Below are 25692 nucleotides of genomic sequence, written 5' to 3'. Positions count from 1 at the left end.
TTATTATTCCCTGAATTCTGCCGGGTCGATCCCCAGCAGTATTGCCACTGAATCGAGCGCGATCCGGACCACGTCGAGGCGCGCGAAGTCATCGCCGCCCATGGATATTTCAATCCAGAGACCGTCGAGCAACGCGTTGAGCACGATCCCCTGTCTGCGGATATCTTCTGCGGAGGCCAGCGATCCGCGCTCGGCCATGACTTCGCCAACCAGTTGTTCGATGAGATCACGGAACCTCCGGTAGCCTTCGCGGTGCGCTTCGGCCATCACCGGATCAGAATTCACCGTGCCGATGAAGGCAGCCCAGATCGACAGTGTTCGACCGTCGGCCACAGGCGCGGTGACGCTGGCGCGGATCAGCCCGGCGAGCCGTGAATGTGCCGACCCGTCGCCGCAGCCGGTTGCAGCCGCCGCTGTCAGATCCGATATGAAGGTCCGGTAGGCCGCCGCGACCAGCCGCTCCTTGTTGACGAAATAGCGACGGATCAAGCCCGGTGTGACGCCGGCGCGCGCGGCAACTTCCCGCACGGTTGCGCCCGCCAGCCCCAATTCGGCGATGCTGTCGAGCGTTGCGGCAATCAGATCGTTTTGCCGCACCGCTTCGGGTTGATGATGAAACGTCCGCCGCGTCATTCCCGCCAAACCGGTCGGGTGAGGCAAGTAGGGCCGCCTTCGCAGGGGATGCACAGCGCATCGGCGTTGAACACGCGGACGCGGCACTTGGCGTTTTCCATCAGTGCGCGGGTTTTGGGAAACCCGTCGACCATCAGCACGTCGCCCGGCGTCAGCGGCAGAACATTGAGGTTGAGGCCGTTGGATGCGGCAAACTCATCCGCCGGGGCTTCAAGCAAGGTGTAGCCGCGATCCTTGAGCAATTGCCAGAAGGCGACAGGAAGCATCGGCGCGTAGACCAACGCCAGTCGCTCATCAAGCGGTGAGACAACCGACATCAGATGCAGGCAGGCGTCGGCGCCATTGCCAAGTGGAAGGTCGAAGCCCAGCACTGAGACGCCGTGCGGGGCAAGTATTGCCGCCAATTGTTCAATACCGGCCTGATTGGTACGCACACCGCGACCGACAGCCAGCGTTGTTGTGTCGACCCAGACACAATCGCCACCTTCAACCGCACCCGGAGCCTCGATCCGGCCCAGGATCGGAATTCCAGCAGCTTCATAGGCGGCTGCATGCAAGTCCGGCTCAGCCATGCGTCCGGGCTTGCCCATGCGCAGGATGATCGCCCCATGATCGGAAACCAGCGACGGGTCATGCGTAAACATCGCGTCGGCAAGGCCGTCACCATTGTCTTCAATCCAGATGATCTCGGTGCCGCAGGAGGCAACAAGATCGGCAAAGACGTCAAACTGTTCAATGGCGCGTGCTCCATCAAAGCCGGGGCCATAGTGCCAATCCACTGCCTTGGCCGAAAGCAGGCTCTTGCCGGGTTTGCGCATTGCAACCCGCTTCAGCGGGGCGGCCATCGATTGAGATCCGTATGTCATGTGGGGGTCCGTTCGGATGAAGTGCATTTTATGAAATTATACACTTGATTAATTAGTGCGCAAGGGCCACCATCGGCCAACTTCGCAACAGACGGAGCAACAAAAGGGAACGTATGAGCAGTCCACAAATCGCTGCAGGGACCGGCACCGACAATTCACCGCCAGCTGTGCAGGTCGCTGATCTGCACAAGACATTTGGCGAGCTTGAAGTTCTCAAGGGCGTGTCGTTGACGGCCCGAACCGGCGATGTGGTGGCCATCATCGGTGGATCCGGGTCCGGCAAGTCGACCCTGCTTCGCTGCATCAACATGCTGGAACTGCCGACCCAGGGCGCCATAAGCATCAAGGGCGAAACCATCGAGATGCAGCCCGATGGGCGCGGCGGCCTTAAACCCGCCAATGCCGGCCAGCTGCGCCGCATCCGCACCCGCCTTGCCATGGTGTTTCAGAGCTTCAATCTGTGGCAGCACATGACGGTTCTGGGCAATATTATCGAAGCGCCTGTGCAGGTCATGGGCGTGCCGCGCGATGAGGCAATCGCCCGCGCCGAGGTTCTGCTGGAGCGCGTCGGCCTGTCCGACAAGCGCGATGTCTACCCGGCATTCCTGTCTGGCGGTCAGCAACAGCGCGCTGCCATCGCCAGGGCCCTTGCGGTCGAACCGGAAGTCATGCTGTTTGACGAACCGACCTCTGCACTTGATCCGGAACTGGTCGGCGAAGTGCTGGCCGTTATCGCCGATCTGGCGCGCGAAGGCCGCACCATGCTGCTGGTCACTCACGAGATGAATTTCGCCCGGGAGGTCGCCAACCACGTGGTGTTCCTGGCCGACGGTGTGATCGAAGAAGAAGGTTCACCGGATATCGTCTACAGCGCGCCGGAATCGGAGCGCCTGCAAAAATTCCTCGCGACTGTTCAATAGTCCGGGGCGAATGGGCAAAGCCCGAATATGATAACCCGAATTCCATAAAAGGGGAGAAACCATGAAGACCAAGATCATCACAGCCATCGCCGCTCTCGGCCTGACATTTGCGGCCAGTGCAGCATCCGCTGAAGCGCTGCGCGTTGGCGTTGCTGCCGAACCTTACCCGCCATTCACCGAGCCGGATGCTTCCGGCAACTGGGCCGGTTGGGAAATTGAATTCATGAACGCCGTCTGCGCCGAGGCCAAGCTTGATTGCGTGGTCACCCCGGTGGCCTGGGATGGCATCATTCCTGCGCTGATGTCCAACAAGATCGACGCCATTGTCGGCTCGATGTCGATCACCGAAGAGCGCATGAAGTCGATCGCTTTCTCCGACAAATATTACAACACTCCGGCCGTGATCGCGACCTCGAAGGGCTCGGGCATCACCCCGGACGCCGCTGGCCTCAAGGGCAAGATCCTCGGTGTTCAGGTGTCCACCATCCACCAGGACTACATGACCACCCATTTTGGTGATGTGGCTGCCGAGATCAAGGAATACCAGACCCAGGACGAAGCCAACCAGGATCTAGCTGCCGGTCGCGTTGACGCCGTCATGGCGGATTCGCTGGCGCTTGATGCCTTCGTCAAATCCGACGACTGCTGCGAAATCGTCGGCGCTGTTGAAGACGATCCGGCCATTCTCGGTGCCGGCGTTGGCATTGGCCTGCGCCAGGGCGACGATGAGCTGCGCGAAAAGTTCAACACGGCGATCGCGGCCATTCTTGATAACGGAACCTATGCGGAATTCTCGAAGGCCTATTTCGACTTCGACATCTACGGCAAGTAATATGCCTGAACAGGCGCACTGCGCTGCTGCTGGCCCGGCGGGTTTAACTCGCCGGGCCAGTGAGGCCGTTTCAAATGTTTGACTGGATAACAGGCCTTTCCGCCTGGGAGCTTCTGGCGCTGAACCCGCCGGGCTGGGGCGGCGTGCTGCTCAAAGGTCTGGCGATCTCGCTTCAGGTCGCCGTAGGCGGCTATATTCTGGGGTTCCTGATCGGCATCGGCGGCGCCACCGGCAAGCTCTATGGCGGCCCCATCCTGCGCGATGTGCTGGATGTCTACACCACGCTGGTCCGCGCTGTGCCGGAACTGGTTCTCATTCTGCTGCTCTATTATGCCGGAACCGATGCCCTTAACCAGTCCCTGGTGCTGATCGGCGCCGAGCGCATGGACATCAGCGGTCTGGCTGCCGGTATCTTCGTCATCGGCGTGGTTCAGGGCGCCTATCAGACTGAAGTTCTGCGCGGCGCTTTCAAGGCGGTGCCGCACGGACAGATCGAGGCGGCGCGTGCCTATGGCATGTCGTCGCTGCAGGTTCTGCGGCGCATCACGCTTCCCGGCATGTTGCCGCACGCCGTGCCCGGTCTTTCCAATCTCTGGTTGATCGCTACCAAGGATACTGCTCTGCTGGCTGTCGTCGGTGTTGCGGAGCTGACGCTGGTCACGCGTCAGGCCGGTGGCACGACCAAGCACTATTTCACATTCTTCTTTGCTGCCGGCTTGCTCTATCTGATGGTGACACTGCTTTCCAATGTCGCCATCCGCCGGATTGAACGCCATGCCCGCCGCGGCATACCGGCGGTGCGCTGATGCAATCCGAGACACGACGCTGGAATGAACCGCACCGCCTGGTGCTGCTGGCGATCGCCATTGGGATCATCCTGTTTGCTGCGATCAACATGCGCTGGGACTGGCTGCCGCGCTATTCCGGCAAGCTGCTCACCGGCGTCGGCACCACGCTCTGGCTGTTGTTTCTGACCAGTGTGCTGGGCTTTTTGCTGGCTGTGCCGCTCGGGCTCGCCCAGGCGGCAGGCCCTGTCTGGCTCTCCGGCCCTGCCCGTGCCTTCTGCACCGTGATCCGCGGCACGCCCTTGCTCTTGCAATTGTGGCTTCTCTATTACGGCCTAGGTTCGCTGTTTGCCTACTGGCCGGAAATCCGCCAGTCCTGGGCCTGGCCCTATCTGCGCTCGGCCTGGCCCTATGGTGTGTTGGCGCTGACGATGTCGTTTGCCGGATACGAGGGCGAGGTAATGCGCGGGGCTTTCGCGGGGGTTCCCAAGGGCGAACTCGAGGCCGCACGGGCTTACGGCATGTCGCCATTCACGGCGTTCCGGCGCATCTGGCTGCCGCGCGCCATTCACCGGGCTTTGCCGACGCTGGCCGGTGAAACCGTGCTGCAGCTCAAGGCCACGCCGCTGGTCGCCACCATCACTGTGGTCGATGTCTATGCCATCATCTCGCGCGTGCGCCAGGACACCTATCTGACCTATGAGCCGCTGTTGCTGCTGGCGCTGATCTACATGATCCTGACCGGTGTTCTGGTGCTGGCCTTCCGCTGGCTCGAAGCCAAGGTGCCGGTCAAGGGCAGTTGACTGTGTCCAGTTCAAGATGATTGGCTCTAAGCGGAGGCCGGCCGTTTCCGGCTTGCACTCGGCGACAGGTCGAACTGCCGGCTGAACGCGCGTGAAAATGCAGATTCCGAGGAGAATCCCGTCCGCGATGCGATATCGGTCATGCTCAACCGTGTGTCACTGACCAGCCGCCGCGCCGCCGCCAGCCTCAGCGACAGGAAATAGGCACCCGGTGTCTGGCCCATCTGCCGGGAAAACAATTGTTCCAGCCCGCGCGCCGACATCGACACCCGCTTGGCGATCGCGGCGATGCTGACTGGTGCGTCGACATGGGTTTCCATGATCCGGATCGAACGCACCAGACGCGGATCATGCCGCGCATCACCCAGGGTCGCGTTGACCTGCGCGTCACCTGCCGCGCGCAAATAGTCATGAACGAAGCTGGTTGCCACTTCCAGCGCTGCCGGATGGCCGAGTTCACGCCCGACCAGATCCACCATCATGTCTAACGTCGGTGATGCGCCTGATGTTGTCACGAAACGCCGGTCGATAACGTAGCGATCCGGACGAAGGTCAACATTCGGGAATGCTGCGGCGAATTCCTCGAAATCTTCCCAATGGGTTGCTGCACGGTGTTCATCCAGCAGTCCCGCGCGCGCCAGCAGCCAGGCTCCCGATTCAATGCCGATGACGAGACGTGCATTTCTTGCTGCCCGGTAGATATGCGCAATCAACTTGCGGTCGGTCATCTGCGGTGCGCCAAAACCTGCGATGATCGCCAGCACATCACACCGGGATGAAGGGTCATGCTTGCCTGAGACGGGCCAGGCGATACCGGAGGATGTGATCGGTGAGGTCCCGTCCACGGAAACAAATCGCCAGTCGAAAACCGTACTGCCAGCCTGCCTGTTGGCGGCCCTCAGGGGCTCGACAGTGCTTGCCAGTGTCAGCAATGAACACCCCGGAACAACCAGAAAATTGACGCTCATGGGTGGCTTGGAGTCTGAATATTCCTGCGTGAGTTCGCTTTGTGTCATGTTGTCTTCGTAAATTGGAATGCATGTGGCTGCAAGCCAGTCATCATTGTGCGACCATCAAGAAGAGGAGTGACCGCATGCCATTGACCATGAATCGCGAGGTTTTCATCACCTGCGCCGTCACCGGATCCGGCGCCACTCAGGATCGAAGCCCGCACGTGCCGCGTTCGCCCAAGCAGATTGCCGAGTCCGCCATTGACGCGGCCAAGGCCGGAGCCGCGATTGTGCATTGCCATGTGCGCGATCCCGAGACCGGCAGCCCGCGCCGCGATGTGGCGCTCTACCGCGAAGTCACCGAACGCATCCGCGAAGCGGAAGTCGATGTCGTCTTGAACCTCACCGCCGGAATGGGCGGCGACATGGTGTTCGGACCGACCGAAAGGCCATTGCCGCTCAATCCGGTCGGCACCGACATGGCCGGTGCATCCGAGCGCATGAAACACATTCTGGAATGCTTGCCTGAGATGTGCACGCTTGATTGCGGCACGATGAATTTCGCCGAGGCTGATTACGTCATGACCAACACACCCGGCATGCTGCGAGCCATGGGCGCCATGATGACCGAACTCGGTGTCAAACCGGAAGTCGAGGCATTCGACACCGGCCATCTCTGGTTCGCCAAGGAACTGGTCAAGGAAGGCGTGCTTGCGCCGGATGCGCTGGTGCAGCTTTGCATGGGCGTGCCGTGGGGCGCACCCGATGACCTCAACACCTTCATGGCGATGGTCAACAACGTACCTGACGACTGGAACTGGTCGGCCTTCGCGCTTGGCCGCAACCAGATGGCCTATGTCGCAGCCTCAGTACTGGCCGGCGGTAATGTTCGCGTTGGTCTTGAAGACAATCTCTGGCTCGGTAAGGGCCAACTCGCCACCAACGCACAGCTGGTCGAGCGCGCCGCGTCAATCGTCGAAAATATGGGCGCGCGGGTCATCGGTCCGCAGGAAGTGCGTGAGCGTCTCAACCTGACCAAGCGCGCGCCGACCGCCAATTGAAACGCCTAGGGGAGGGTGCCATGGAAAAGGTCAAGTTCACAGCAATGAAGGATGGCGACCGGGAGGATTATGAATTCCTCACCGGGCACGAAATCGACTATGCCGCCAAAACCGCCGAGCGGCTTCTGGCAGCCATGGTCGATCTCGACAAGAGCCTGTCGGGCTACCAGGTCACTCGGCTCGGCCATTTGTTGCAGGCCGCCACTCGTGCCTGGCGCGATGGCGCCGATGTGGATTGGGTTGTGTCCGCGCTTCTGCATGATATCGGCGATATCTACGCGCCCTACAATCACGATGAATATGCCGCCGCCATCCTCAAGCCCTTTGTGCGCGAGCAATGCGCCTGGGTGGTGGAGAAGCACGGCGATTTTCAAAAACTCTATTATGCCCAACATGTTGGCGGCAATCCGCATTCGCGCGATGCCTACAAGGGGCATGCCTATTACGATGATTGCGCCGCATTCTGCGAACGCTGGGATCAGAACAGTTTTGACCCCGATTACCCGCATGAAGGCATCGAATTCTTCCGCGACATGGTCGAACAGGTCTTCGCCCGCAAAGCCTACGATCCCTTAGTGATCCGTGCCGGCGAACGGGTTGCCCTGACAGACATAACCATTGCCAGAGAGCGAAACGCATGAGCAAAAAATTGAAAGCTGCCATCATTGGCGGCGGCGTCATTGGCGGCGGCTGGGCTGCCCGGTTCCTTCTCAACGGTTGGGACGTTGTCGTCTCCGATCCCGATCCGGAAGCCGAACGCAAGGTTGGTGAAGTGCTTGCCAATGCAAGACGGTCACTGCCGGCTCTTTCCGATGTCAGCGTGCCGAAGGCGGGCAAGCTCAGCTTTGCCGCCTCTATCGCAGAAGCGGTTGCAGACGCCGACTGGATCCAGGAAAGCGCGCCCGAGCGCCTCGACATCAAGCACACCATTTTTGCTGAAATCCAGACCCATTGTGGCCAGGACGCGCTGATCGGTTCGTCCACGTCGGGCTTCAAGCCATCTGAACTGCAACAGGGTGCGGCAAGGCCGGAGCAGATCTTCGTCGCCCATCCGTTCAACCCGGTCTATCTGCTGCCGGTGATCGAGCTTGTCGGGGTTCAGGAAACTGTCGAGCGCGCAAAAGTCGTGCTCGAAGACATCGGCATGAAGCCGCTGATCGTGCGCAAGGAAATTGACGCCCACATTGCCGACCGCTTTCTCGAAGCCGTCTGGCGCGAGGCGCTGTGGCTGATCAAGGATGGCGTTGCCACCACCGAGGAAATCGACGACGTCATCCGCTATGGCTTCGGTATGCGCTGGGCTCAGATGGGCCTGTTCGAGACCTACCGCATCGCCGGCGGTGAGGCGGGCATGCGCCACTTCATAGCCCAGTTCGGCCCGTGCCTCTCCTGGCCCTGGACCAAGCTGATGGATGTGCCGGAACTCACTGAAGAACTGACCAACATGATCGCCGATCAGTCGGACGCCCAGTCAGGCATGCATTCGATCCGCGAACTCGAGCGCATCCGCGACGACAATCTGGTTGCCATAATGCGGGCTTTGAAGGGGCGCAATTGGGGCTCGGGAGAGCTGCTCAATATTCAGGATGCGCGCAACAAGCCGCCGCTGCCGACCGACATTGATCACCCGTTGACGACGCTTGAGCGGGTCATCCCGGTCGACTGGATGGATTACAATGGCCACATGAACGAAAGCCGCTACGGCCAGGTGTTTTCTGATGCCGGCGATGTGGTGATGCAGATGGTTGGCGCAGATCAGGCTTATATCGATGGCGGTCTGTCCTATTTCACCGTCTCCAATGAAATCGGCTACCTCAACGAGACCCATCTTGGCGATGTGATCCACGTCCGCACCCAGGTGCTCGAAGCCCGCGGCAAGAAGCTGCGGCTCTACCACGAGATGATCCGGACCGCTAACGGGGAACTGCTTTCGACCTGCAATCAGCTGCTGCTCCATGTCTCGCTCGAAACCCGTCGCTCCTGCGAACCGGAAGGTGCGGTACTGGCTAAGATCACGGCACTCGGCGAAGCCCAGTCGAAACTGCCCAAGCCCGCCAGCATGCGCAACTGAATGGGACACGATATGAGCAAGCGGGTTCTCATCACCGGCGGCGGATCGGGCATTGGCAAGGCCATGGCTCAGGCCTTTGCAGCCGATGGTGCCCGGGTCTTTGTCACCGATATGGACGAGGCCGCGTTGGCTCAGTGCCCCGGCAGTTGGCTGAAGATGACCGGTGACGCCAGCGCTCCTGAGCATGTGCAGGCGGTCTTCGGTCGTATCGCCAGCGAGTGGGGTAGCGTTGACGTGGTCTGCGCCAATGCAGGCATTGCCGGGCCCACGGCTCTGGTCGAGGACGTGCAGATTGAGGATTTTCGCCGCTGCATCGCCGTCAATCTGGAAGGTGCATTTCTGGCCGCCAAATATGCGGCTCCGATGATGAAGGCACAGAAATCGGGCGTTATCCTGATCACCTCCTCGAATGCGGGCATCAACGGCTTTCCCAACCGCTCACCTTATGCCTCTGCAAAATGGGCGGAGATCGGACTGATGAAGACACTCGCCATGGAGCTCGGCCCCTACGGCATCCGTGCCAATGCGATCGCGCCGGGCTGTGTTGAAGGTCCGCGGATCGACGGCGTCATCGCGCGCGAGGCCAAGGCCAAGGGAACCACGCCCGAAGCCATCCGGGCAGGTTACGAGGCGGGCGTTTCAATGCGCTCCTTCGTCTCGGCTGAAGACATTGCCAACATGGCCGTTTTTCTGGCGTCCGACGGTGCCCGGCTGGTCTCTGGCCAGGTGATTGCCGTTGATGGCCATACTGAAAACCCCGACCCAAAGGTGTAAAAAAATGGATTTCGGACTGACCCAGGAACAGGAGATGATCGTCGAGACCACACGGGCTTTCGTCGAGAATGAACTCTATCCGCACGAAGCCCAGGTCGAGCGCACCGGCCATCTCGATATGGATCTGGTGCGCGAGATCCAGCAGAAGGCGATTGCCGCGGGGCTCTACGCTGCCAACATTCCCGAAGAGTTCGGCGGCGCCGGTCTCGATACACCGACATGGCTCTTGTACGAGAAGGAACTTGGCCGCGCCAATTATGCGTTGCACTGGACCTGTATCGCGCGCCCCTCAAATATCCTGTGCGCCGGAACGCCTGATCAGCGCGCCCGCTATCTCGAACCTTGCGTCGCTGGCGAAAAATGGGATTGCCTGGCCATGACCGAGCCCGGCGCGGGCTCCGACCTGCGCGGCATGAAGGCCAGCGCCAAGCTGGATGGATCCGACTGGGTGCTCAACGGCACCAAGCATTTCATTTCCCACGCCGATATTGCCGATTTTTCGATCTGCTTCATGGCGACCGGTGAAGAGGATACACCGCGCGGACCGAAAAAACTGATCACCGCGTTCTTCGTCGACAAGGACACGCCCGGCTATGCGGTGCGCGACGGCTACCGCAATGTCTCCCATCGCGGCTATACCAACGCCATCCTCGAATTCGACAATTGCCGCATCCCCGCCGAAAATGTGCTGGGCGAAGTTCACAAGGGCTTTGAAGTTGCCAACACCTGGCTCGGCGCCACAAGGCTGCAAGTCGGCGCCACCTGTCTCGGCCGTGCCGACCGCGCCTTCCAGCACTCGGTCGAATGGGCCGCCACCCGTGAACAGTTCGGCCAGCCGATTGGCAAGTTCCAGGGCGTCTCCTTCAAGCTCGCCGACATGGCGATGGAAATGAAGGCCGCCGAGCTGATGATCATGGAAGCTGGCTGGAAATTCGACCAGGGCACGGTGTCCGACGCCGACATGGCCATGGCCAAGCTCAAGGCCACCGAGATGCTGGCCATGGTCGCCGACGAGGCGATCCAGATCCATGGCGGCATGGGTCTGATGGATGAGCTGCCGCTCGAGCGCATCTGGCGCGACGCCCGCATCGAACGCATCTGGGAAGGCACATCCGAGATCCAGCGCCATATCATCTCGCGCTCGCTGCTACGTCCGTTTGGCGCGTGATCCCGTCCATGAAACCTGACCTTTCCCGCCTTCTAAGGCCTAGATCCATCGCGCTGTTTGGTGGCGGCTGGGCCGTCAATGTGGTCGCTCAGCTGAAGAAGTCCGGCTTTGATGGCGACATCTGGCCGGTCAATCCGAAACGTAGCGACATCCTCGGCGTGCCCTGCATCGCCTCCATTGACGATCTTCCAGGCGTGCCTGATGCGAGCTTCATCGGCGTCAACCGGGACGCGACAATCGAGGTGGTCGAAAAGCTCAGCGCCATGGGGGCCGGCGGCGCGACCTGCTTTGCCTCAGGCTTTCTCGAAAGTGAAAGTGAAACGGCTGGCGGCGCCGATTTGCAGGCGCGGCTTGTCGAGGCCGCAGGTGATATGCCGATCCTCGGGCCCAATTGCTACGGGCTTCTCAACTATCTAGACAATGTCACGCTATGGCCGGACCAGCATGGCGGCATTGACGTGGAAAGCGGCATTGCCATCGTCGCCCAGTCCTCCAACATCGCCATCAACATGACCATGCAGGCCCGCGGTCTGCCGATTGCCTATGTGATTGCCGCCGGCAATCAGGCGCAGGTCGGCGCCAGCGCCATAGCCGAAGCGCTGCTTGATGATGATCGGGTTACCGCCATTGGGCTTTATCTCGAAGGCTTTGGTGATATCCGTGCACTGGAAGCCTTCGCTGCCAAGGCGCGCACTAAGGGTAAACCGGTGGTCGCCATCAAGATCGGCCGGTCCGACAAGGCACGGGCCGCAACAATGACCCACACCGCTTCGCTGGCCGGCAATGCTGCAGCTGGCTCGGCATTGCTGAAACGCCTCGGGATCATCGAGGTCGAGACCATCGCCGTCTTCCTCGAAACGCTCAAGCTGCTGCATATGGTCGGGCCGTTGCCGGGGTCCGCAATCTGTTCGGTCAGTTGCTCCGGTGGCGAAGCAAGCCTGATGGCGGATCTGAGCAGCGGGACCAATCTGGAGTTTGTCGATTTCGCGCCAGCTCAACGCGCCGCGTTGAAAGCCGAGCTTGGACCCATCGTCACCATCGCCAATCCGCTCGATTATCACACCTTCATCTGGGGTGACACGCCTCGCATGACCCGGATGTTCTCGATGGTCATGGCCGAAACATTTGACCTCATTGTCTTCATTCTGGACCTTCCGCGTGCCGACCGCTGCGACCCGTCGGGTTATCAATGCGCAGTCGACGCCATTGTTGCAGCAAAGGCCGACACCGGCGCGCGCGTTGCGGTACTGGCCAGCCTGCCTGAAAATATGTCGGACAGCTTCACCCGCAGTTTCATGGAGGGAGGAGTCGCCGTCCTCCATGGCATGAGCGAGGGAATCGCCGCCATCAACTCAGCCATTGCCGCAGGCCGGACCAGAGGTGGTGAAGCTCCGGGTGTGCAACTGGCATCAACATATGCCCAAACGCCGGTCACCCTCAGCGAGGCTGCCTCGAAAGACGCTCTGTCCGGATTTGGCTTAAAGTGTCCGCAGAGCCGAACCGCCGCGACAATCGATGAGTTGGCCGAAGCTTCCGCCGCGCTGGAATTTCCTGTCGTGCTGAAGGGAACGGGCGCGGCGCACAAGAGCGAAGCCGGGCTGGTGGTGCTCAATATTCCAAATCAGCAGGATCTCGTTGCTGCGGCTGAGCGCATGAGCGGCACAGCTCATGGCTTTCTGGTCGAGGAAATGGTGGCAGGTCAGCTTGCCGAACTGTTGATCGGCATCACCCGGGATCCGACAGGCATGTTTTTGTTGACCCTTGGTGCCGGGGGTGTTTTGACCGAGCTGCTGGGGGATACGGCCAGCCTGCTCTTGCCCGCAAGCCGGACCGAAATCGAGGCCGCATTCAGAAGCCTGAAGGTCGGCCGGCTGCTTGAAGGCTATCGCGGCAAACCGGCCGCAGACATCGAGTCGCTGGTCGATGCGGTGATGGCTGTAGGCAACTATGCTGAAGCTCACGCCGACCGGCTCATTGAGCTGGAAGTCAATCCATTGATCGCCCGCGCGTCTGACGCCATAGCCGTCGACGCGCTGATTTGCCTGAATGAGGAAGGATCCCGACCATGACCGGACCAATCAAGACCCGTATTGTTGGCCACGTACTCGAAGTCACGCTTGACCGGCCAAAGGCCAATGCGGTCGATTTGGAAACCAGCCGTATCATGGGCGAAGTGTTTCGCGATTTCCGTGACAACCCGGATCTGCGCGTCGCCATCCTCACCGGTGCCGGCGAGAAATTCTTCTGCCCCGGCTGGGACCTGAAGGCTGCAGCCGATGGCGACGCGGTCGATGGCGATTACGGCGTTGGCGGCTTTGGCGGGCTTCAGGAATTGCCGCATCTCAACAAGCCGGTGATTTGTGCCGTCAACGGCATTTGCTGTGGCGGCGGGCTGGAAATCGCGCTGTCCTGCGACATTATTCTTGCTGTTGAACATGCTAGCTTCGCCCTGCCCGAAATTCGTTCCGGCACCGTCGCCGATGCGGCCTCGATCAAGCTGCCCAAGCGCATTCCCTATCACATCGCCATGGAAATGCTGTTCACCGGCCGCTGGATTGATGCGCAAGAGGCCCACCGCTGGGGCTTCGTCAACCAGATCCATAAGGCCGATGAGCTGATGGCCAAGGCTTGGGAAATGGCCGAGCTTCTCGCGTCCGGCCCGCCGCTGGTCTTTGCCGCGATCAAGGAAGTGGTACGCGAGGCCGAAGGCGAGAAATTCCAGGACACCATGAACAAGGTGACCAAGCGGCAATTGCAAACCGTTGATACGCTCTATGGTTCCGAGGACAATCTCGAAGGGTCCAGGGCCTTCGCCGAAAAGCGCGATCCGGTCTGGACGGGTAAATAGCAGTGAACGTCCGACCGCTCAGATCTTGGTGTGCATCTGATAGCCTGGTGCAAAGGTCAGCCGCACCGAGGTGATCACCAGTCCCTTGTTCCAGGTACTGCGGTCTATGACGAACAGGCCTTCGCCTTCCTTGCAGGCAAGAATTTCGGCTTCGCGTGTTCCGGCAGTCATCGCCGAAAACGAGAAGTCGCCGCCTTCAAACGGGATGTTCGCCACCAGCCATTCATTGGCGCTTTTGACGGTGAGATCGGCTGTCTCGATGCCGGGCACTGCCGCTGTGTTGATCCAGCGGTCTCCGAACACATAAGGTTTGCCGTCAGCCAGATGCAGCGTCACCAGATGGATCAGCTTGACGCCGGGCTCGATCTGCATGCGGGCCCGGATGCCTGATGGCGGCAGGGCGCGCTCCTGCGTGAGTACGGTGTGGCGGTAGGTCTGTCCCCTGCCTTCGATCTCGTAACGGATGACCGGGATATCCAGCGTGGCCTTGCGCACCGGATTGAGCGCCACCCGGGTGCCGGCCTTGCGGCGTCGGTCGAGCAGGCCGGTATCGGCAAGCGCGCGCAGCGCCCGGTTGACCGTCGCCCTGGCGCAGCCGAATTCGACCGACAGTTCCGCCTCGTTTGGAATGAACTCACCCGGCTTCCACTCGCGGGCATTGATCCGGCGCAGCACCTCCGCCTGCACCGTTTGCCAGCTGTTGAATTCTCCTCCGCTCAAATGGCCTCTCCAAGCTGTTTCATCGTGCTGGCATAGGCCGCGACGATGGCCTCCCGTTTCACATGCCGGCCACCGCTCACCATGTGACGACCCGCCGACCAGACATCCTCTACCATGCGATCGTCTCCAGCGAACACATAACAGTCGAGGATCGTGTCGCCGGTTCTGCCGATCAGATCGACTGCGCCAGAATCCAGCGCCATCATGTCGGCGAGCTTGCCGACGGCAAGGGCTCCATTATTCCGCGCCGAAACACTGGCTCCACCTGCATTGATAGCATCGAACAACCGCCGCCCTGTGGACTTGTCCGGCGTCGCCAGTGCGGCGCGGGAGTGATCGCGGAAACGTTGCGAGTAGTCCAGCGTCCTGAGTTCTTCCGACAGCGAGATGCGAATGTTGGAATCCGAACCGATGGCAATCGCGCCACCGTTTTCGAACCAGCGGACGCCATCAAAGATGCCGTCGCCCAGGCTTGATTCGGTGATCGGGCAGAGCCCCGCAACCGCGCCGCTTCTGGCAAGGCCTTGGGTTTCATGGGGCAGCATCTGTGTGCAATGGATAAAACAGCGCCGTTCATTGAGTTCCATTGAATCGAGCACCAGTTCCACCGGGCGCTTGCCATAGGCCGCTTCGATCTCCTCGACTTCGGCAATCTGCTCGGCCAGATGCATGTGCAACGGATTGTCGCCAGCCAGTTTTGCATGATGGACAAGGTCTTCGGGTGCGACAGCGCGCAGACTGTGCGGCGCCACGCCGATGCGACTGTCGGCGGGCAGGTGGGCAATGGCCTCGGCAGATCTGGCATGAAGCTCGGCATAGGCGTCGAGTGTATTGCCGAAACGGATTTGGCCCGGGCCCAATGCCCGCTTGTCGCAGCCGCCATACTGATAATGCACCGGCAGCAGCGTCAGCCCCATGCCGGTGGTGGAGCTAGCCGCAGCAATCCGCTCGGCCATCTCGGCCATGTTGTCATAAGGCACGCCACCGGGCTGGTGGTGCAGATAATGAAACTCGACATTGGCCGAATAGCCGGCCTCAAGCATTTCCATCTGCACGAAAGCGGCGATGGCCTCGACATGCTCAGGCGTCAACCGGTCAAGAAAGCGGAACATCAACTGCCGCCATGTCCAGAACGAATCCGACGCATCGGGCCCGCGTCTTTCGGTCAATCCCGCCATGGCGCGCTGAAAGGCGTGGCTGTGGCAATTGGCGGGCGCTGGCAGCAGCACCCCGGTTCTGTGGCCTTCTGCCGGCCTGTCTGGCTCAATGGCTTCGATCAGACCGTCTTGGCTGATGTCGACCCGCACATTCTCGACCCAGCCGCTTTCCAGTAACGCTTTTTCAGCCCAGACAATCGTCATTGTGTCACGCCTCTTGACAGGTTTTTATGTATATACTTATAGTCCAATAACACGAACATAACAACGGCGAAATTATGCTCCTGATCAACGCGACATTGGCGACCATGGATGGTTCATCGGCTTACGGGCTGGTGGAGAAGGGGGCTGTGGCCATCCGCGCCGGGCGTATCGCCTGGGCTGGACCGGCAAGCGATTTGCCGGGCAAATTCAAGCTGGATGAGAGCCTTGACCTGAAAGGCCGACTGGTTACGCCGGCGCTGATCGATTGTCACACCCACGTTGTTCACGGTGGCAATCGCGCCCGTGAATTCGAGATGCGGCTTGAAGGTGCGAGCTACGAGGAAGTCGCCAGAGCCGGCGGCGGAATCGTCTCGACTGTCGCTGCCACACGCAAGGCTAATCAGGACGAACTGCTTGCCGGGGCCTTGACCCGCGTCGATGCGATGATCGCTGAAGGCGTGTCGACAATCGAAATCAAGTCTGGTTACGGCCTCGATATTGAAAACGAGTTGAAAATGCTGCGCGCTGCCAAGGCTGTGGCCGAGCACCGCCAGGTTCGGGTCAGGACCAGTTTTCTTGGCGCCCATGCCGTGCCGCCCGAATACAAGGGTCGTCCCGACGCCTATATCGACGAGGTCTGCATCCCGGCACTCGATGTCGCCCATGCTGAAGGCCTGGTCGATGCGGTGGACGGTTTTTGCGAGGGCATTGCATTTTCGCCGGAACAGATTGCGCGGGTCTTCGACAAGGCCAAGGCGCTCGGTATTCCGGTCAAGTTGCACGCCGAACAGCTGTCCAACCTCGGTGGTGCGCAATTGGCCGCCAGCTATGGCGCTTTGTCTGCTGATCATCTTGAATATGCCAACGCTAATGATGCTGCCGCCATGGCAAAATCAGGCACCGTGGCGGTGATCCTGCCCGGTGCATTTTACACCCTGCATGAAACTGCCGCGCCGCCAATCGATGCATTTCGCCAAAATGGCGTGGCGATGGCTGTAGCAACGGATTGCAACCCTGGCTCATCACCAATGACCTCCCTGCTGCTCAGCATGAACATGGCCTGCACCTTGTTCCGGATGACGCCGGAAGAGGCGCTTGCAGGCGTGACCAGAAACGCCGCCCATGCGCTTGGCCTCGACGACTGCGGAATGATCAAGACTGACCTGCGCGCCGATCTCGCCGTTTGGGATGTCGAGCATCCGGCGGAACTGGCCTACCGCATTGGATTCAACCCGCTCTGGAAGCGGATTTTTGGAGGCACGCTATGACGCTGACGCTACTGCCCGGCCAGGCGACGCTTGGCCAACTCGAACAGATCTGGCGCACCGGCGTGGCGGTTGTTCTCGATGACAGCGCCTTGCCGGGCATCGAGGCTGCCGCGGAGCTTGTCCGTCAGGCTGCAGCGGGAGATGAGGCCGTCTATGGCGTCAACACCGGCTTCGGAAAGCTCGCCAGCGTCCGCATCAAGCCAGGCGATACTGCGCAACTGCAGCGCAACCTGATCCTGTCGCATTGCTGCGGCGTCGGCGAAGTGCTCGATGTCGCCACCACAAGGCTGATGATGGCGTTGAAGCTTCTCTCGGCCGGACGCGGCGCCTCGGGCATCACCTGGAAGACGCTGTCGGTGATTCAGAACATGCTGCGCGAAGGCGTCACGCCGGTGATCCCGAGCCAGGGCTCGGTCGGCGCATCGGGCGATCTTGCACCGCTGGCCCATATGGCCGCTGCAATGATCGGCGAGGGTGAGGCGATCTTCAAGGGCGATCGCTTGCCTGCGGCCCAGGCGCTGGCTGCGGCCGGAGTCGAGCCTGCGGTTCTTGCCCCGAAGGAAGGTCTCGGCCTGATCAACGGCACCCAGTTTTCCACGGCCTGTTCGCTGACCGGCCTCTTCTCCGCCATCCGCAATCTCCAGGCCAGCGTCGTCTCGTCCTGTCTGTCGACTGACGCGATCATGGGGTCGACCGCGCCGCTCGAAGCAGGCATTCACGCCTTCCGTGGCCATCGTGGCCAGATCGATGTCGCCCGCGCCATGCGCGCAGTGATGGACGGCTCGGTGATCCGCGAAAGCCACCGCGATGGCGACACCCGCGTGCAGGATCCCTATTGCATTCGCTGCCAGCCGCAGGTCGCAGGCGCGGCACTCGATCTTTTGCGCTTTGCCGGGCAGACGCTGGAGATCGAAGCCAATGCGGTCTCTGACAACCCGCTGGTGCTGGTCGCTGAAGGCAAGATCGTTTCCGGCGGCAATTTCCACGCCGAGCCGGTGGCCTTTGCTGCAGATCAGATCGCCATCGCCATCGCCGAGATTGGCGCCATCGCCCAGCGCCGTGTCGCACTGATGGTTGATCCGACGCTGTCCTTCGATCTGCCGCCGTTCCTGACTCCGAAGCCGGGCCTGAACTCAGGCCTGATGATCGCCGAAGTCACCACCGCAGCACTGATGAGCGAGAACAAGCATCTGGCCAATCCATGCTCGACCGATTCCACCCCGACATCGGCCAATCAGGAAGATCACGTTTCGATGGCCGCCCATGGGGCGCGCCGTCTGCTGCGGATGAACGACAATCTCAACGTCATCATCGGCGTCGAGCTGATGTGCGCAGCCCAAGGCGTCGAGTTCCGCGCACCGCTGACCACAAGCCCGGCCTTGCAGGGCGCTGTGGATCTCATCCGCTCGGAAATCGCCACGCTCATCGATGACCGTTTCATGGCCGGCGACATCGCCAGCGCCGCAGCGCTGGTGGCCGAGGGCAGGGTGCAGAGCCAATGCGATGTGGCAAGTCTGCTCGCGGGAGAGACGGCATGACCCCGGTCACGGTCAAACCCGGAGACAGCCCGCTGGTGCTCGGTCTGCCGCACACCGGTACCCACGTTCCAGCCGATATCTTCGCCCGGTTGACACCGCTCGGGCAAACGATGGGCGACACTGATTGGCATGTTGACCAGCTCTATGACGGCCTGCTGGACGACGTCACCACCGTCCGGGCCAATTTCCATCGTTACGTTGTTGACGCCAATCGTGATCCGTCGGGCGAAAGCCTTTATCCAGGCCAGAACACCACCGGCCTGGTGCCGATGACAAATTTCGATGGCGAGCCGCTGTGGCTGGAAGAGCCGGATGCCGCCGAGATCGAGGCGCGCCGCCTTGCCTGGCATGCACCCTATCACGTGGCACTGGAAGCAGAGCTCGAAAGGGTGCGCGCGATCCATGGCGTCGCCATCCTCTATGACTGCCACTCGATCCGCTCCAAAATCCCGTTCCTGTTCGATAGCACGCTGCCCGATTTCAACATCGGCACCAACAATGGCGCTACCTGCGCGCCTGTGATCGAGGCGGTCGTCAACGGCATCTGCGCTGGTGCTGAAGGCTATTCGAGCGTCCTCAATGGCCGCTTCAAGGGCGGCTGGACCACGCGTCACTATGGCCGGCCGGCTGACAACATTCACGCCATCCAGATGGAACTGGCGCAAAGCACGCATCTGGCCACCGAGGAGCTTCCCTTTGCCTATGACGAGGCCAAGGCGGACCGGCTGCGCGTGCATCTAAAGACAATTCTGACATCAATTGCCGATCTGGCAGCTTTAGTGGGAGGCCAATCATGACCAATCCGAGACACAATCAGCGCGATGTCTATCCGCCGACAGGCACCGAGATCACAGCCAAGAGCTGGCTCACCGAAGCGCCGATGCGGATGCTGATGAACAATCTGCATCCCGATGTCGCCGAGAACCCGCATGAGTTGGTGGTCTATGGCGGCATCGGCCGGGCCGCGCGCACCTGGAAGGATTTTGACCAGATTGTCGCCAGCCTCAAGGAACTCAATGACGACGAGACGCTGGTGGTCCAGTCGGGCAAGCCGGTGGCCGTGGTCCGTACCCATGTCGACGCGCCACGCGTGTTGATCGCCAACTCCAACCTGGTGCCGCACTGGGCCAACTGGGACCATTTCAACGAACTCGACAAGCGCGGGCTCGCCATGTACGGCCAGATGACCGCCGGATCGTGGATCTATATCGGCACGCAAGGCATCGTTCAGGGCACGTTCGAGACTTTCGCCGAAGCCGGCCGCCAGCATTATGACGGCGATCTCACCGGCAAGTGGATCCTGACCGGCGGCCTCGGCGGCATGGGCGGCGCACAGCCGCTGGCAGCCGTGATGGCCGGCGCCTGTTGTCTCGCCGTCGAGTGCGATGAGACCCGCATCGATTTCCGCCTGCGCACCCGCTATGTCGATGCCAAGGCGCATACGCTTGATGAAGCGCTCGCCATGATCGACAAGTGGACCAAGGCCGGTGAAGCCAAATCAGTCGGCCTTCTCGGCAACGCCGCCGACGTCTTCATCGAGCTCGCCGCGCGCATGAAGGCAGGCGGCCCGCGCCCTGATATGGTCACCGACCAGACCTCGGCGCATGACCCGCTGCACGGTTACCTGCCGCAGGGCTGGAATGTCGCCGAATGGCGCGAAAAGCAGGAAAGTGACCCAAAGGCAGTTGAGAAAGCCGCCCGTGCCAGCATGAAAAATCAGGTCGGCGCCATGGTGGATTTCTGGAATGCCGGCGTTCCGACGCTCGATTACGGCAACAACATCCGCCAGGTCGCCCAGGATGAGGGCCTGGAAAATGCCTTCGCATTCCCCGGCTTCGTTCCGGCTTATATCCGGCCGCTGTTTTGCCGCGGCATCGGTCCGTTCCGTTGGGTCGCACTCTCGGGCGATCCGGAAGACATCTACAAGACCGACGCCAAGATGAAAGAGCTGTTCCCCGAAAACACCCATCTCCACGCCTGGCTCGACATGGCCCGCGAACGCATTGCCTTCCAGGGCCTGCCGGCGCGGATCTGCTGGATCGGTCTCGGCGACCGCCATCGTGCCGGTCTGGCATTCAACGAAATGGTGGCCTCGGGCGAGCTCAAGGCGCCGATCGTCATTGGTCGTGATCACCTTGATTCCGGCTCCGTCGCTTCGCCCAATCGTGAGACCGAAGCCATGAAGGACGGCTCCGACGCCGTCAGCGATTGGCCGCTGCTCAATGCTCTGGTCAACACCGCATCGGGTGCCACCTGGGTGTCGATCCACCATGGCGGCGGCGTCGGCATGGGCTTCTCCCAGCACTCCGGCATGGTTGTCGTTGCCGATGGCACCGAATCTGCAGCCAAACGCCTCGAGCGGGTGCTGTGGAACGATCCGGCTTCCGGTGTCTGGCGTCATGCCGATGCCGGCTACGACATCGCGCTCGATTGCGCGCGCGAACACGGGCTCAATCTGCCCGCAATACTTGGGTGAACGATAAACTGAGAGGACTGATTATGCAGAGAAGAAAATTCCTGAAGGCCGGCGTCGCCGGTGCGGCCGCGGCTGCAACACTTGCCACCCCTGCAATTGCGCAGGACAAGCGCCAGTGGAAGATGGTCACCGCATGGCCGAAGAACCTGCCAGGCCCGGGCGTTGCCGCCCAGCTTCTGGCCGACCGCATCACCACGCTGTCGGGCGGCCGCATCGAGGTCAAGCTCTATGCAGCCGGTGAAATCGTCCCGGGTCCGGGTGTTTTTGACGCCGTGTCCGAAGGCACTGCCGAGCTCTATCATGCCGTTCCTGCCTACTGGGGCTCCAAGTCCAAGGGCATCCTGCTGTTCGGTTCGCAGCCTTTCGGCCTCCGCGCTGACGAGCAGTTCGGTTGGATGCAGCATGGCGGTGGTCAGGCGCTGTATGACGAAATGTATGGCCGCTTCGGCGTCAAGCCGTTCCTGTGCGGCAATTCCGGTCCGCAGTGGGCTGGCTGGTTCCGCAACGAGATCAACTCGGTTGAAGATCTCAAGGGCCTGAAGTTCCGCACCGCCGGTCTCGCCTCGGAAATGGCCAACAAGCTCGGGATGGCATCTGAAGCCATGAGCGGCCCGGCGATGTTCCAGGCGCTGCAGACCGGCGCGCTCGACGCCGGTGAATTCATCGGCCCGTGGTCTGATTCCGCTCTCGGCTTCTACCAGGTTGCCAAGAACTACTACTGGCCCGGCGTTGGTGAGCCATCATCGGCTGAGGAATGTGGCGTCAACGCCGCAGCCTTTGCCGAGCTGCCAGACGATCTGCAGCAGGTGGTCTCGCTGGCTTGCGAAAGCCTCTACAATCCGGTCTGGACCGAATACACCACCAAGCACGCCCAGTCACTCAAGACGCTGGTCTCCGAGCACGGTGTCATGGTTCGCAAGCTGCCTGACGATGTTATCGTCGCCATGGGCAAGGCGGCCGAAGAGGTTGTTGACGAGTTGCGCCAGAACGATGATGAACTGGTCAAGCGCATCACCGAAAGCTACGTTTCCTATCGGGATCTGGTCGGTGGCTACATGACTTATGCCGACAACGGGCAGATGAACGCCCGCGCCTCCGTGATGGGCTACTGATAGCAAGACTCTGACCGGCGCGGGCACGTCCCGCGCCGGTCATCACAGCAAGAGGGAACTGCATGCAGCGTCTGGCTGACATTCTCGATTCTATCAGCCGGGCCACGGCAAGTGTCATCCGCTGGCTGGCGCTGTTGATGGTGCTGGTGCAGTTCGCCATCGTGGTCGGACGCTACGTCTTCGGCGTCAACTTCATCGCCGTGCAGGAAAGCGTGCTCTACATGCACGCGACGCTGTTCATGCTGGGTGCTGCCTACACGCTGCTGGTCGACAAGCATGTCCGCGTCGATGTCTTCTACGCCAAGGCAACTGACGTCGGCCGCCGCCGCATCGACATTTTCGGCCATCTGTTTCTGCTGATGCCATCCATGCTGGTGCTGCTCTACTGGTCCTGGCCGTCGGTGCGCAATTCCTGGAAAATTCTCGAAGGTCCGATTTCGGTCGGCGGCATTGAAGCGGTGTTCCTGCTCAAGTCGCTGATCCCGGCCTTCTGCATCCTGCTGATGCTGCAATCTCTGTCCCTGCTGATCCGGCTGATGCTGCCTCAGACCTCCGCGCCAAAGGCCGACGCATGAGCCAGTATCTCGATCTCATCATGTTCGCAGCCCTGATGGGCGCCATCCTGCTCGGCTTTCCGGTGTCGTTTTCGATTGCCGGGGTGGCGGTCGTCTTCGCCTATCTCGGCTGGGCGCTCGGCGTCATGGACATCACGCTGATGGGCGCCACCGGCCAGCGTGTCTTCGGCCTGATTTCCAACCAGGTTCTGATTGCCATTCCGCTGTTTGTGCTAATGGGCGCGGTGCTGGAGAAAAGCCGCATCGCCGAGGAGCTGCTCGACACCATGGGCCGGTTGTTCGGGCAGTTGCGCGGCGGCCTAGGTATTTCCGTGGTGCTCGTCGGTGCGCTGCTCGCGGCCTCCACCGGCATTGTCGGGGCCACCGTCGTTGCCATGGGCATGATTGCGCTGCCAACCATGCTGCGCTCCGGCTATGATCCGCGTGTCGCTTCGGGAATTGTATGCACCGCAGGCACCTTGGGCCAGATCATCCCGCCCTCGACGCTGCTGATCATTCTCGCCGATGTCATGTCCAACGCGTTTCAGCAGGCGCAGTACGAGCAGGGCAAGTTCTCTGTCGAAGCACTGTCGGTGGGCCAGTTTTTTGCCGCCGCGCTTATTCCCGGCCTGACGCTGGTGGTGCTTTACCTGATCTACATTCTGGTGCACGGCCTGATCCGCCCCGGCGACATGCCTCCGGCGACGCTCGATACACCCAAGCCGGACAGGCGTGAGATCATCTCGGCAATTATTCCGCCAGTGTTGCTGATATTCACGGTTCTCGGCGCCATTCTCGGTGGTGTCGCGACTCCCACCGAAGCCGCATCGGTCGGAGCTATTGGCGCCTTATTGATGGCCGGCATGCGGGTCGGCAAAAGCCCGCGAATCATTCTTTGGGGTGCGGCGGCGCTGATCTGCCTGGGCATCCTTGCCGGTCTGTTCCCGGTGCGCCTGCAGCGCAATGATCTCGGCATCGGCTCGCTGAGCGCCGGTGGCTTATACATCATGCTGACCATTGTCGGTGCGGTAGCGATCCTGACAGCCCTTCGTGCCACGTTCCGCACCAAAACGCTGCATGCCGCCGTCGATTCCACCCTGACCATGACCGCAATGATCTTCGCCACCATTCTTGCCGCCGGCATGTTTTCGCTGGTCTTTATCGGCCTTGGTGGCGAGGAGCGGGTGGCGCATATCCTTGCCAACATGCCCGGCGGTCCGGCGGGCGCCTTGTTATTCTGCATGGCCTTTGTTTTCGTACTTGGCTTCTTTCTCGATTTCGTCGAGATCTCGGTGATCGTGCTGCCGCTGATCGCCCCGCCGCTGATCATGATGGGGCATGACCCGATCTGGCTCGGCGTGTTGCTGGCGATCAATCTGCAGACCAGTTTCCTCACCCCGCCCTTCGGTTTCTCGCTGTTTTATCTGCGCGGAGCGGCGCCGCCGGAAGTCACCACCGGCCAGATCTATGCCGGTGTGGTGCCGTTCATCGGGTTGCAGATCGTCGGCATTTCTCTGGTCTGGCTGCTGCCGCAACTGGCGACCTGGCTGCCTGGCGTCATCTTCTAGAACCGGTCAGGCTATGGCAGCATCTTCGATCCGGTAATCGATCGGCTTGTAGCGGAAATTGTTGGATTGTCCGGCGGAGCAGGCGGTCATGGCGATGACCAGATCCATCTCGGCACGGAACACGGTCTTTTGCCCCGGCTTGCTCAGGGGAGGCAGCACCTTGATCTCGCCGCTGTCGCTGTCGACCGCCACATGCATGAAGACATTGAACGCGATCGGAATCGCGTCAGGCCCTATGCCATAGGGCGCAAGTGCGTTTTCCAGATTGCCCTGGCAGCCATGATGCGGATCGGTGTCGCCATAGATGATGCGGAACGTGTCGCGCGAGCATGGGGTCAGGCTGAAATCATGCCGTCCGACTTCGTCCTCGACAATGCTCAGCATCGGTCTTGACCGGTTCGAATAGAGAATATCTCCGGTGGTCAGAAATATCCGCCCGGCATAATCGATCGACCGTCCGGAGGACAAATATTCGCGGGTGTCGGCCGCGCTGAATGCCACCAGGTCGGAGACTTGCTCGCCTTCCGGGTCGATAACCGTGAGCAATTGGCCCTTCTTCAATTCAAACGCGGTGCCGCTGCGTGGTAGGATCCGGTGGGTCATCTCAGGCAACTTCCTTGTGTGCGAAGGGGCATTTCCATTCGGCGTCGACCGCACGGCCACTGTATTGCCGCGCCTCGGAGGCATCGCCGTGGTCGTTGAGCATCGGGTTGATGGAGCCGGCCAGCGCTGCGTCGCGCTTGCGGATGATCTCTTTCATCTTGTCGAAACGACCGTCGGCGCGCAGTTTTTCGAACTGCAGGTGCGAATTGAACACCAGCGCCGGCTTTTCAAAACGCCGAGCCGGACGGGACGCATGGGGGTGCAGCCCGATGACGAAGAAGGGTTCGCCGCCGATGCTAAGCGAGAAATGCGGCGATTCGGGATCATGATCGACGGCGTCGCTCCATGCATTGCCGCTGACGACATCGAGATTGTGCAGCGACTGCAGCCGGTTCCACAGCGCCTTCTCGAAGGCTTCTTCATCAAGCTCGCCGGGGCCATCGAAAATCACCACGAAAGACCGTACAGTCGGGCTCTGATGATCGAGATTGTCGCTGAACTCGCGCAGCGCCCGGTGGATTTCGACATCGCTGACAGGACTGTCGATCTGGCCAACTTCGAGCACCGAAAGGGCGTCGCGGGCGAGCGCCGATTTGGCGCCGACGCAGGGAAATTCGGCGCTCTGGATGAACTGCTGAAATGAGTTGGATATGTCGGTCATCGGTACTTCACTCACTCTCCAAAAGCCTCAACAGGCGGGGAGATGGCTAAACGAGCAAAGCGGCGTGAAGTTCCCGACAGATATAACCGTGGGTCGCGGAACCGGCAGCGACATCTCGCG

At 60.9% G+C, this 25692-nt stretch carries 25 protein-coding genes; 18 read left to right on the top strand and 7 right to left on the bottom strand.

What is annotated here, in order from left to right; translation table 11 throughout:
* Positions 1 to 3 precede the first annotated feature (3 nt).
* Both IMCC20628_RS14630 and IMCC20628_RS14625 read right to left on the bottom strand, forming a co-directional pair.
* The gene (locus IMCC20628_RS14630) at positions 4 to 633 is read right to left on the bottom strand and encodes a TetR family transcriptional regulator C-terminal domain-containing protein (RefSeq protein WP_047030831.1); all 630 of its coding nucleotides are present in this window, start codon (positions 631 to 633) and stop codon (positions 4 to 6) included.
* Entirely contained in the window at positions 630 to 1499 is an 870-nt protein-coding gene (locus tag IMCC20628_RS14625; protein WP_047030830.1) for an arginine deiminase family protein, read from the bottom strand. Before IMCC20628_RS14625 ends, IMCC20628_RS14630 begins: the two co-directional genes overlap by 4 nt.
* A gap of 113 nt (positions 1500 to 1612) precedes the next feature.
* Between IMCC20628_RS14625 and IMCC20628_RS14620 the strand changes: the two genes are divergently transcribed.
* The 4 genes from IMCC20628_RS14620 to IMCC20628_RS14605 all read left to right on the top strand — a co-directional run bounded on the left by IMCC20628_RS14620 (position 1613) and on the right by IMCC20628_RS14605 (position 4839).
* A complete protein-coding gene (locus IMCC20628_RS14620) occupies positions 1613 to 2419 on the top strand; it encodes an ATP-binding cassette domain-containing protein (protein ID WP_047030829.1) in 807 nt (268 codons plus the stop codon).
* A 61-nt stretch (positions 2420 to 2480) separates the two neighbouring features.
* Positions 2481 to 3251: a transporter substrate-binding domain-containing protein gene (locus tag IMCC20628_RS14615; RefSeq protein ID WP_047030828.1), complete on the top strand. Its 771-nt coding sequence runs from the start codon at positions 2481 to 2483 to the stop codon at positions 3249 to 3251.
* A 74-nt stretch (positions 3252 to 3325) separates the two neighbouring features.
* The gene (locus tag IMCC20628_RS14610) at positions 3326 to 4057 is read left to right on the top strand and encodes an ABC transporter permease (RefSeq protein WP_047030827.1); all 732 of its coding nucleotides are present in this window, start codon (positions 3326 to 3328) and stop codon (positions 4055 to 4057) included.
* Positions 4057 to 4839: an ABC transporter permease gene (locus IMCC20628_RS14605; protein ID WP_047030826.1), complete on the top strand. Its 783-nt coding sequence runs from the start codon at positions 4057 to 4059 to the stop codon at positions 4837 to 4839. The genes IMCC20628_RS14610 and IMCC20628_RS14605 overlap by 1 nt, the downstream gene beginning before the upstream one ends.
* A 26-nt stretch (positions 4840 to 4865) precedes the next feature.
* On the opposite strand, the gene IMCC20628_RS14600 is transcribed toward IMCC20628_RS14605, so the two are convergent.
* Entirely contained in the window at positions 4866 to 5855 is a 990-nt protein-coding gene (locus IMCC20628_RS14600; RefSeq protein WP_047030825.1) for a GlxA family transcriptional regulator, read from the bottom strand.
* A 77-nt stretch (positions 5856 to 5932) separates the two neighbouring features.
* On the opposite strand from IMCC20628_RS14600, the gene IMCC20628_RS14595 reads away from it, so the two are divergent.
* Genes IMCC20628_RS14595 through IMCC20628_RS14565 form a run of 7 tightly spaced genes read left to right on the top strand, consistent with a single transcriptional unit; the run spans position 5933 to position 13711 of the window.
* Complete coding sequence (locus IMCC20628_RS14595; protein WP_047030824.1) at positions 5933 to 6850, top strand: 3-keto-5-aminohexanoate cleavage protein; 918 nt, start codon at positions 5933 to 5935, stop codon at positions 6848 to 6850.
* 20 nt (positions 6851 to 6870) lie between these two features.
* On the top strand, positions 6871 to 7491 hold the full coding sequence (locus IMCC20628_RS14590; RefSeq protein WP_047030823.1) for an inositol oxygenase family protein: 621 nt from the start codon (positions 6871 to 6873) through the stop codon (positions 7489 to 7491).
* Positions 7488 to 8921, top strand: coding sequence for a carnitine 3-dehydrogenase (locus IMCC20628_RS14585; RefSeq protein WP_047030822.1), 1434 nt, complete (start codon positions 7488 to 7490; stop codon positions 8919 to 8921). Before IMCC20628_RS14590 ends, IMCC20628_RS14585 begins: the two co-directional genes overlap by 4 nt.
* A 12-nt stretch (positions 8922 to 8933) precedes the next feature.
* On the top strand, positions 8934 to 9695 hold the full coding sequence (locus IMCC20628_RS14580) for an SDR family oxidoreductase (protein WP_197078306.1): 762 nt from the start codon (positions 8934 to 8936) through the stop codon (positions 9693 to 9695).
* A 4-nt stretch (positions 9696 to 9699) separates the two neighbouring features.
* Positions 9700 to 10863 (top strand): acyl-CoA dehydrogenase family protein, encoded by a 1164-nt coding sequence (locus IMCC20628_RS14575; RefSeq protein ID WP_047030820.1) that lies wholly within the window; start codon positions 9700 to 9702, stop codon positions 10861 to 10863.
* An 8-nt stretch (positions 10864 to 10871) separates the two neighbouring features.
* Positions 10872 to 12932, top strand: coding sequence for an acetate--CoA ligase family protein (locus IMCC20628_RS14570; protein WP_047030819.1), 2061 nt, complete (start codon positions 10872 to 10874; stop codon positions 12930 to 12932).
* Positions 12929 to 13711, top strand: a complete 783-nt coding sequence (locus IMCC20628_RS14565) for a carnitinyl-CoA dehydratase (RefSeq protein WP_047030818.1) — start codon at positions 12929 to 12931, stop codon at positions 13709 to 13711. The genes IMCC20628_RS14570 and IMCC20628_RS14565 overlap by 4 nt, the downstream gene beginning before the upstream one ends.
* Before the next feature lie 18 nt (positions 13712 to 13729).
* Here IMCC20628_RS14565 and IMCC20628_RS14560 read toward each other — a convergent pair whose 3' ends face one another.
* Together IMCC20628_RS14560 and IMCC20628_RS14555 are read right to left on the bottom strand one after the other, a co-directional pair.
* Complete coding sequence (locus IMCC20628_RS14560; RefSeq protein ID WP_047030817.1) at positions 13730 to 14431, bottom strand: GntR family transcriptional regulator; 702 nt, start codon at positions 14429 to 14431, stop codon at positions 13730 to 13732.
* Positions 14428 to 15792: a formimidoylglutamate deiminase gene (locus tag IMCC20628_RS14555; protein WP_047030816.1), complete on the bottom strand. Its 1365-nt coding sequence runs from the start codon at positions 15790 to 15792 to the stop codon at positions 14428 to 14430. Before IMCC20628_RS14555 ends, IMCC20628_RS14560 begins: the two co-directional genes overlap by 4 nt.
* A 74-nt stretch (positions 15793 to 15866) precedes the next feature.
* On the opposite strand from IMCC20628_RS14555, the gene hutI reads away from it, so the two are divergent.
* From hutI to IMCC20628_RS14520, 7 genes are all read left to right on the top strand, one after another.
* On the top strand, positions 15867 to 17060 hold the full coding sequence (gene hutI, locus IMCC20628_RS14550) for an imidazolonepropionase (RefSeq protein ID WP_047030815.1): 1194 nt from the start codon (positions 15867 to 15869) through the stop codon (positions 17058 to 17060).
* Positions 17057 to 18598 carry a histidine ammonia-lyase gene (gene hutH / locus IMCC20628_RS14545; RefSeq protein WP_047030814.1) on the top strand — a complete coding sequence of 514 codons (1542 nt, stop codon included), beginning with the start codon at positions 17057 to 17059 and terminating at the stop codon, positions 18596 to 18598. The genes hutI and hutH overlap by 4 nt, the downstream gene beginning before the upstream one ends.
* The gene (hutG, locus tag IMCC20628_RS14540; RefSeq protein ID WP_047030813.1) at positions 18595 to 19395 is read left to right on the top strand and encodes an N-formylglutamate deformylase; all 801 of its coding nucleotides are present in this window, start codon (positions 18595 to 18597) and stop codon (positions 19393 to 19395) included. The genes hutH and hutG overlap by 4 nt, the downstream gene beginning before the upstream one ends.
* A complete protein-coding gene (gene hutU / locus IMCC20628_RS14535; RefSeq protein WP_047030812.1) occupies positions 19392 to 21074 on the top strand; it encodes a urocanate hydratase in 1683 nt (560 codons plus the stop codon). Before hutG ends, hutU begins: the two co-directional genes overlap by 4 nt.
* A gap of 23 nt (positions 21075 to 21097) precedes the next feature.
* On the top strand, positions 21098 to 22186 hold the full coding sequence (locus IMCC20628_RS14530) for a TRAP transporter substrate-binding protein (protein WP_047030811.1): 1089 nt from the start codon (positions 21098 to 21100) through the stop codon (positions 22184 to 22186).
* Positions 22187 to 22248: 62 nt separating this feature from the next.
* Positions 22249 to 22761, top strand: coding sequence for a TRAP transporter small permease subunit (locus IMCC20628_RS14525; RefSeq protein WP_047030810.1), 513 nt, complete (start codon positions 22249 to 22251; stop codon positions 22759 to 22761).
* The gene (locus IMCC20628_RS14520) at positions 22758 to 24308 is read left to right on the top strand and encodes a TRAP transporter large permease subunit (protein WP_047030809.1); all 1551 of its coding nucleotides are present in this window, start codon (positions 22758 to 22760) and stop codon (positions 24306 to 24308) included. Before IMCC20628_RS14525 ends, IMCC20628_RS14520 begins: the two co-directional genes overlap by 4 nt.
* Positions 24309 to 24314: 6 nt before the next feature.
* Here IMCC20628_RS14520 and IMCC20628_RS14515 read toward each other — a convergent pair whose 3' ends face one another.
* Complete coding sequence (locus IMCC20628_RS14515; protein ID WP_047030808.1) at positions 24315 to 24911, bottom strand: urea carboxylase-associated family protein; 597 nt, start codon at positions 24909 to 24911, stop codon at positions 24315 to 24317.
* 1 nt (position 24912) lies between these two features.
* On the bottom strand, positions 24913 to 25572 hold the full coding sequence (gene gntA, locus IMCC20628_RS14510) for a guanitoxin biosynthesis heme-dependent pre-guanitoxin N-hydroxylase GntA (RefSeq protein ID WP_047030807.1): 660 nt from the start codon (positions 25570 to 25572) through the stop codon (positions 24913 to 24915).
* Positions 25573 to 25692 lie beyond the last annotated feature (120 nt).

Origin of the sequence: Hoeflea sp. IMCC20628 (genome assembly GCF_001011155.1) — a bacterium.
GTDB lineage: Bacteria > Pseudomonadota > Alphaproteobacteria > Rhizobiales > Rhizobiaceae > Hoeflea.
The sequence above is the reverse complement of the archived record's forward strand: the minus strand, read 5'-3'. Positions and strand labels throughout refer to the sequence as shown.

Coding starts and splice junctions, on each gene's coding strand:
- IMCC20628_RS14630 (WP_047030831.1), bottom strand. CDS start 633: ATGACGCGGCGGACGTTTCATCATCAACCCGAAGCGGTGCGGCAAAAC.
- IMCC20628_RS14625 (WP_047030830.1), bottom strand. CDS start 1,499: ATGACATACGGATCTCAATCGATGGCCGCCCCGCTGAAGCGGGTTGCA.
- IMCC20628_RS14620 (WP_047030829.1), top strand. CDS start 1,613: ATGAGCAGTCCACAAATCGCTGCAGGGACCGGCACCGACAATTCACCG.
- IMCC20628_RS14615 (WP_047030828.1), top strand. CDS start 2,481: ATGAAGACCAAGATCATCACAGCCATCGCCGCTCTCGGCCTGACATTT.
- IMCC20628_RS14610 (WP_047030827.1), top strand. CDS start 3,326: ATGTTTGACTGGATAACAGGCCTTTCCGCCTGGGAGCTTCTGGCGCTG.
- IMCC20628_RS14605 (WP_047030826.1), top strand. CDS start 4,057: ATGCAATCCGAGACACGACGCTGGAATGAACCGCACCGCCTGGTGCTG.
- IMCC20628_RS14600 (WP_047030825.1), bottom strand. CDS start 5,855: ATGACACAAAGCGAACTCACGCAGGAATATTCAGACTCCAAGCCACCC.
- IMCC20628_RS14595 (WP_047030824.1), top strand. CDS start 5,933: ATGCCATTGACCATGAATCGCGAGGTTTTCATCACCTGCGCCGTCACC.
- IMCC20628_RS14590 (WP_047030823.1), top strand. CDS start 6,871: ATGGAAAAGGTCAAGTTCACAGCAATGAAGGATGGCGACCGGGAGGAT.
- IMCC20628_RS14585 (WP_047030822.1), top strand. CDS start 7,488: ATGAGCAAAAAATTGAAAGCTGCCATCATTGGCGGCGGCGTCATTGGC.
- IMCC20628_RS14580 (WP_197078306.1), top strand. CDS start 8,934: ATGAGCAAGCGGGTTCTCATCACCGGCGGCGGATCGGGCATTGGCAAG.
- IMCC20628_RS14575 (WP_047030820.1), top strand. CDS start 9,700: ATGGATTTCGGACTGACCCAGGAACAGGAGATGATCGTCGAGACCACA.
- IMCC20628_RS14570 (WP_047030819.1), top strand. CDS start 10,872: ATGAAACCTGACCTTTCCCGCCTTCTAAGGCCTAGATCCATCGCGCTG.
- IMCC20628_RS14565 (WP_047030818.1), top strand. CDS start 12,929: ATGACCGGACCAATCAAGACCCGTATTGTTGGCCACGTACTCGAAGTC.
- IMCC20628_RS14555 (WP_047030816.1), bottom strand. CDS start 15,792: ATGACGATTGTCTGGGCTGAAAAAGCGTTACTGGAAAGCGGCTGGGTC.
- hutI (WP_047030815.1), top strand. CDS start 15,867: ATGCTCCTGATCAACGCGACATTGGCGACCATGGATGGTTCATCGGCT.
- hutH (WP_047030814.1), top strand. CDS start 17,057: ATGACGCTGACGCTACTGCCCGGCCAGGCGACGCTTGGCCAACTCGAA.
- hutG (WP_047030813.1), top strand. CDS start 18,595: ATGACCCCGGTCACGGTCAAACCCGGAGACAGCCCGCTGGTGCTCGGT.
- hutU (WP_047030812.1), top strand. CDS start 19,392: ATGACCAATCCGAGACACAATCAGCGCGATGTCTATCCGCCGACAGGC.
- IMCC20628_RS14530 (WP_047030811.1), top strand. CDS start 21,098: ATGCAGAGAAGAAAATTCCTGAAGGCCGGCGTCGCCGGTGCGGCCGCG.
- IMCC20628_RS14525 (WP_047030810.1), top strand. CDS start 22,249: ATGCAGCGTCTGGCTGACATTCTCGATTCTATCAGCCGGGCCACGGCA.
- IMCC20628_RS14520 (WP_047030809.1), top strand. CDS start 22,758: ATGAGCCAGTATCTCGATCTCATCATGTTCGCAGCCCTGATGGGCGCC.
- IMCC20628_RS14515 (WP_047030808.1), bottom strand. CDS start 24,911: ATGACCCACCGGATCCTACCACGCAGCGGCACCGCGTTTGAATTGAAG.
- gntA (WP_047030807.1), bottom strand. CDS start 25,572: ATGACCGACATATCCAACTCATTTCAGCAGTTCATCCAGAGCGCCGAA.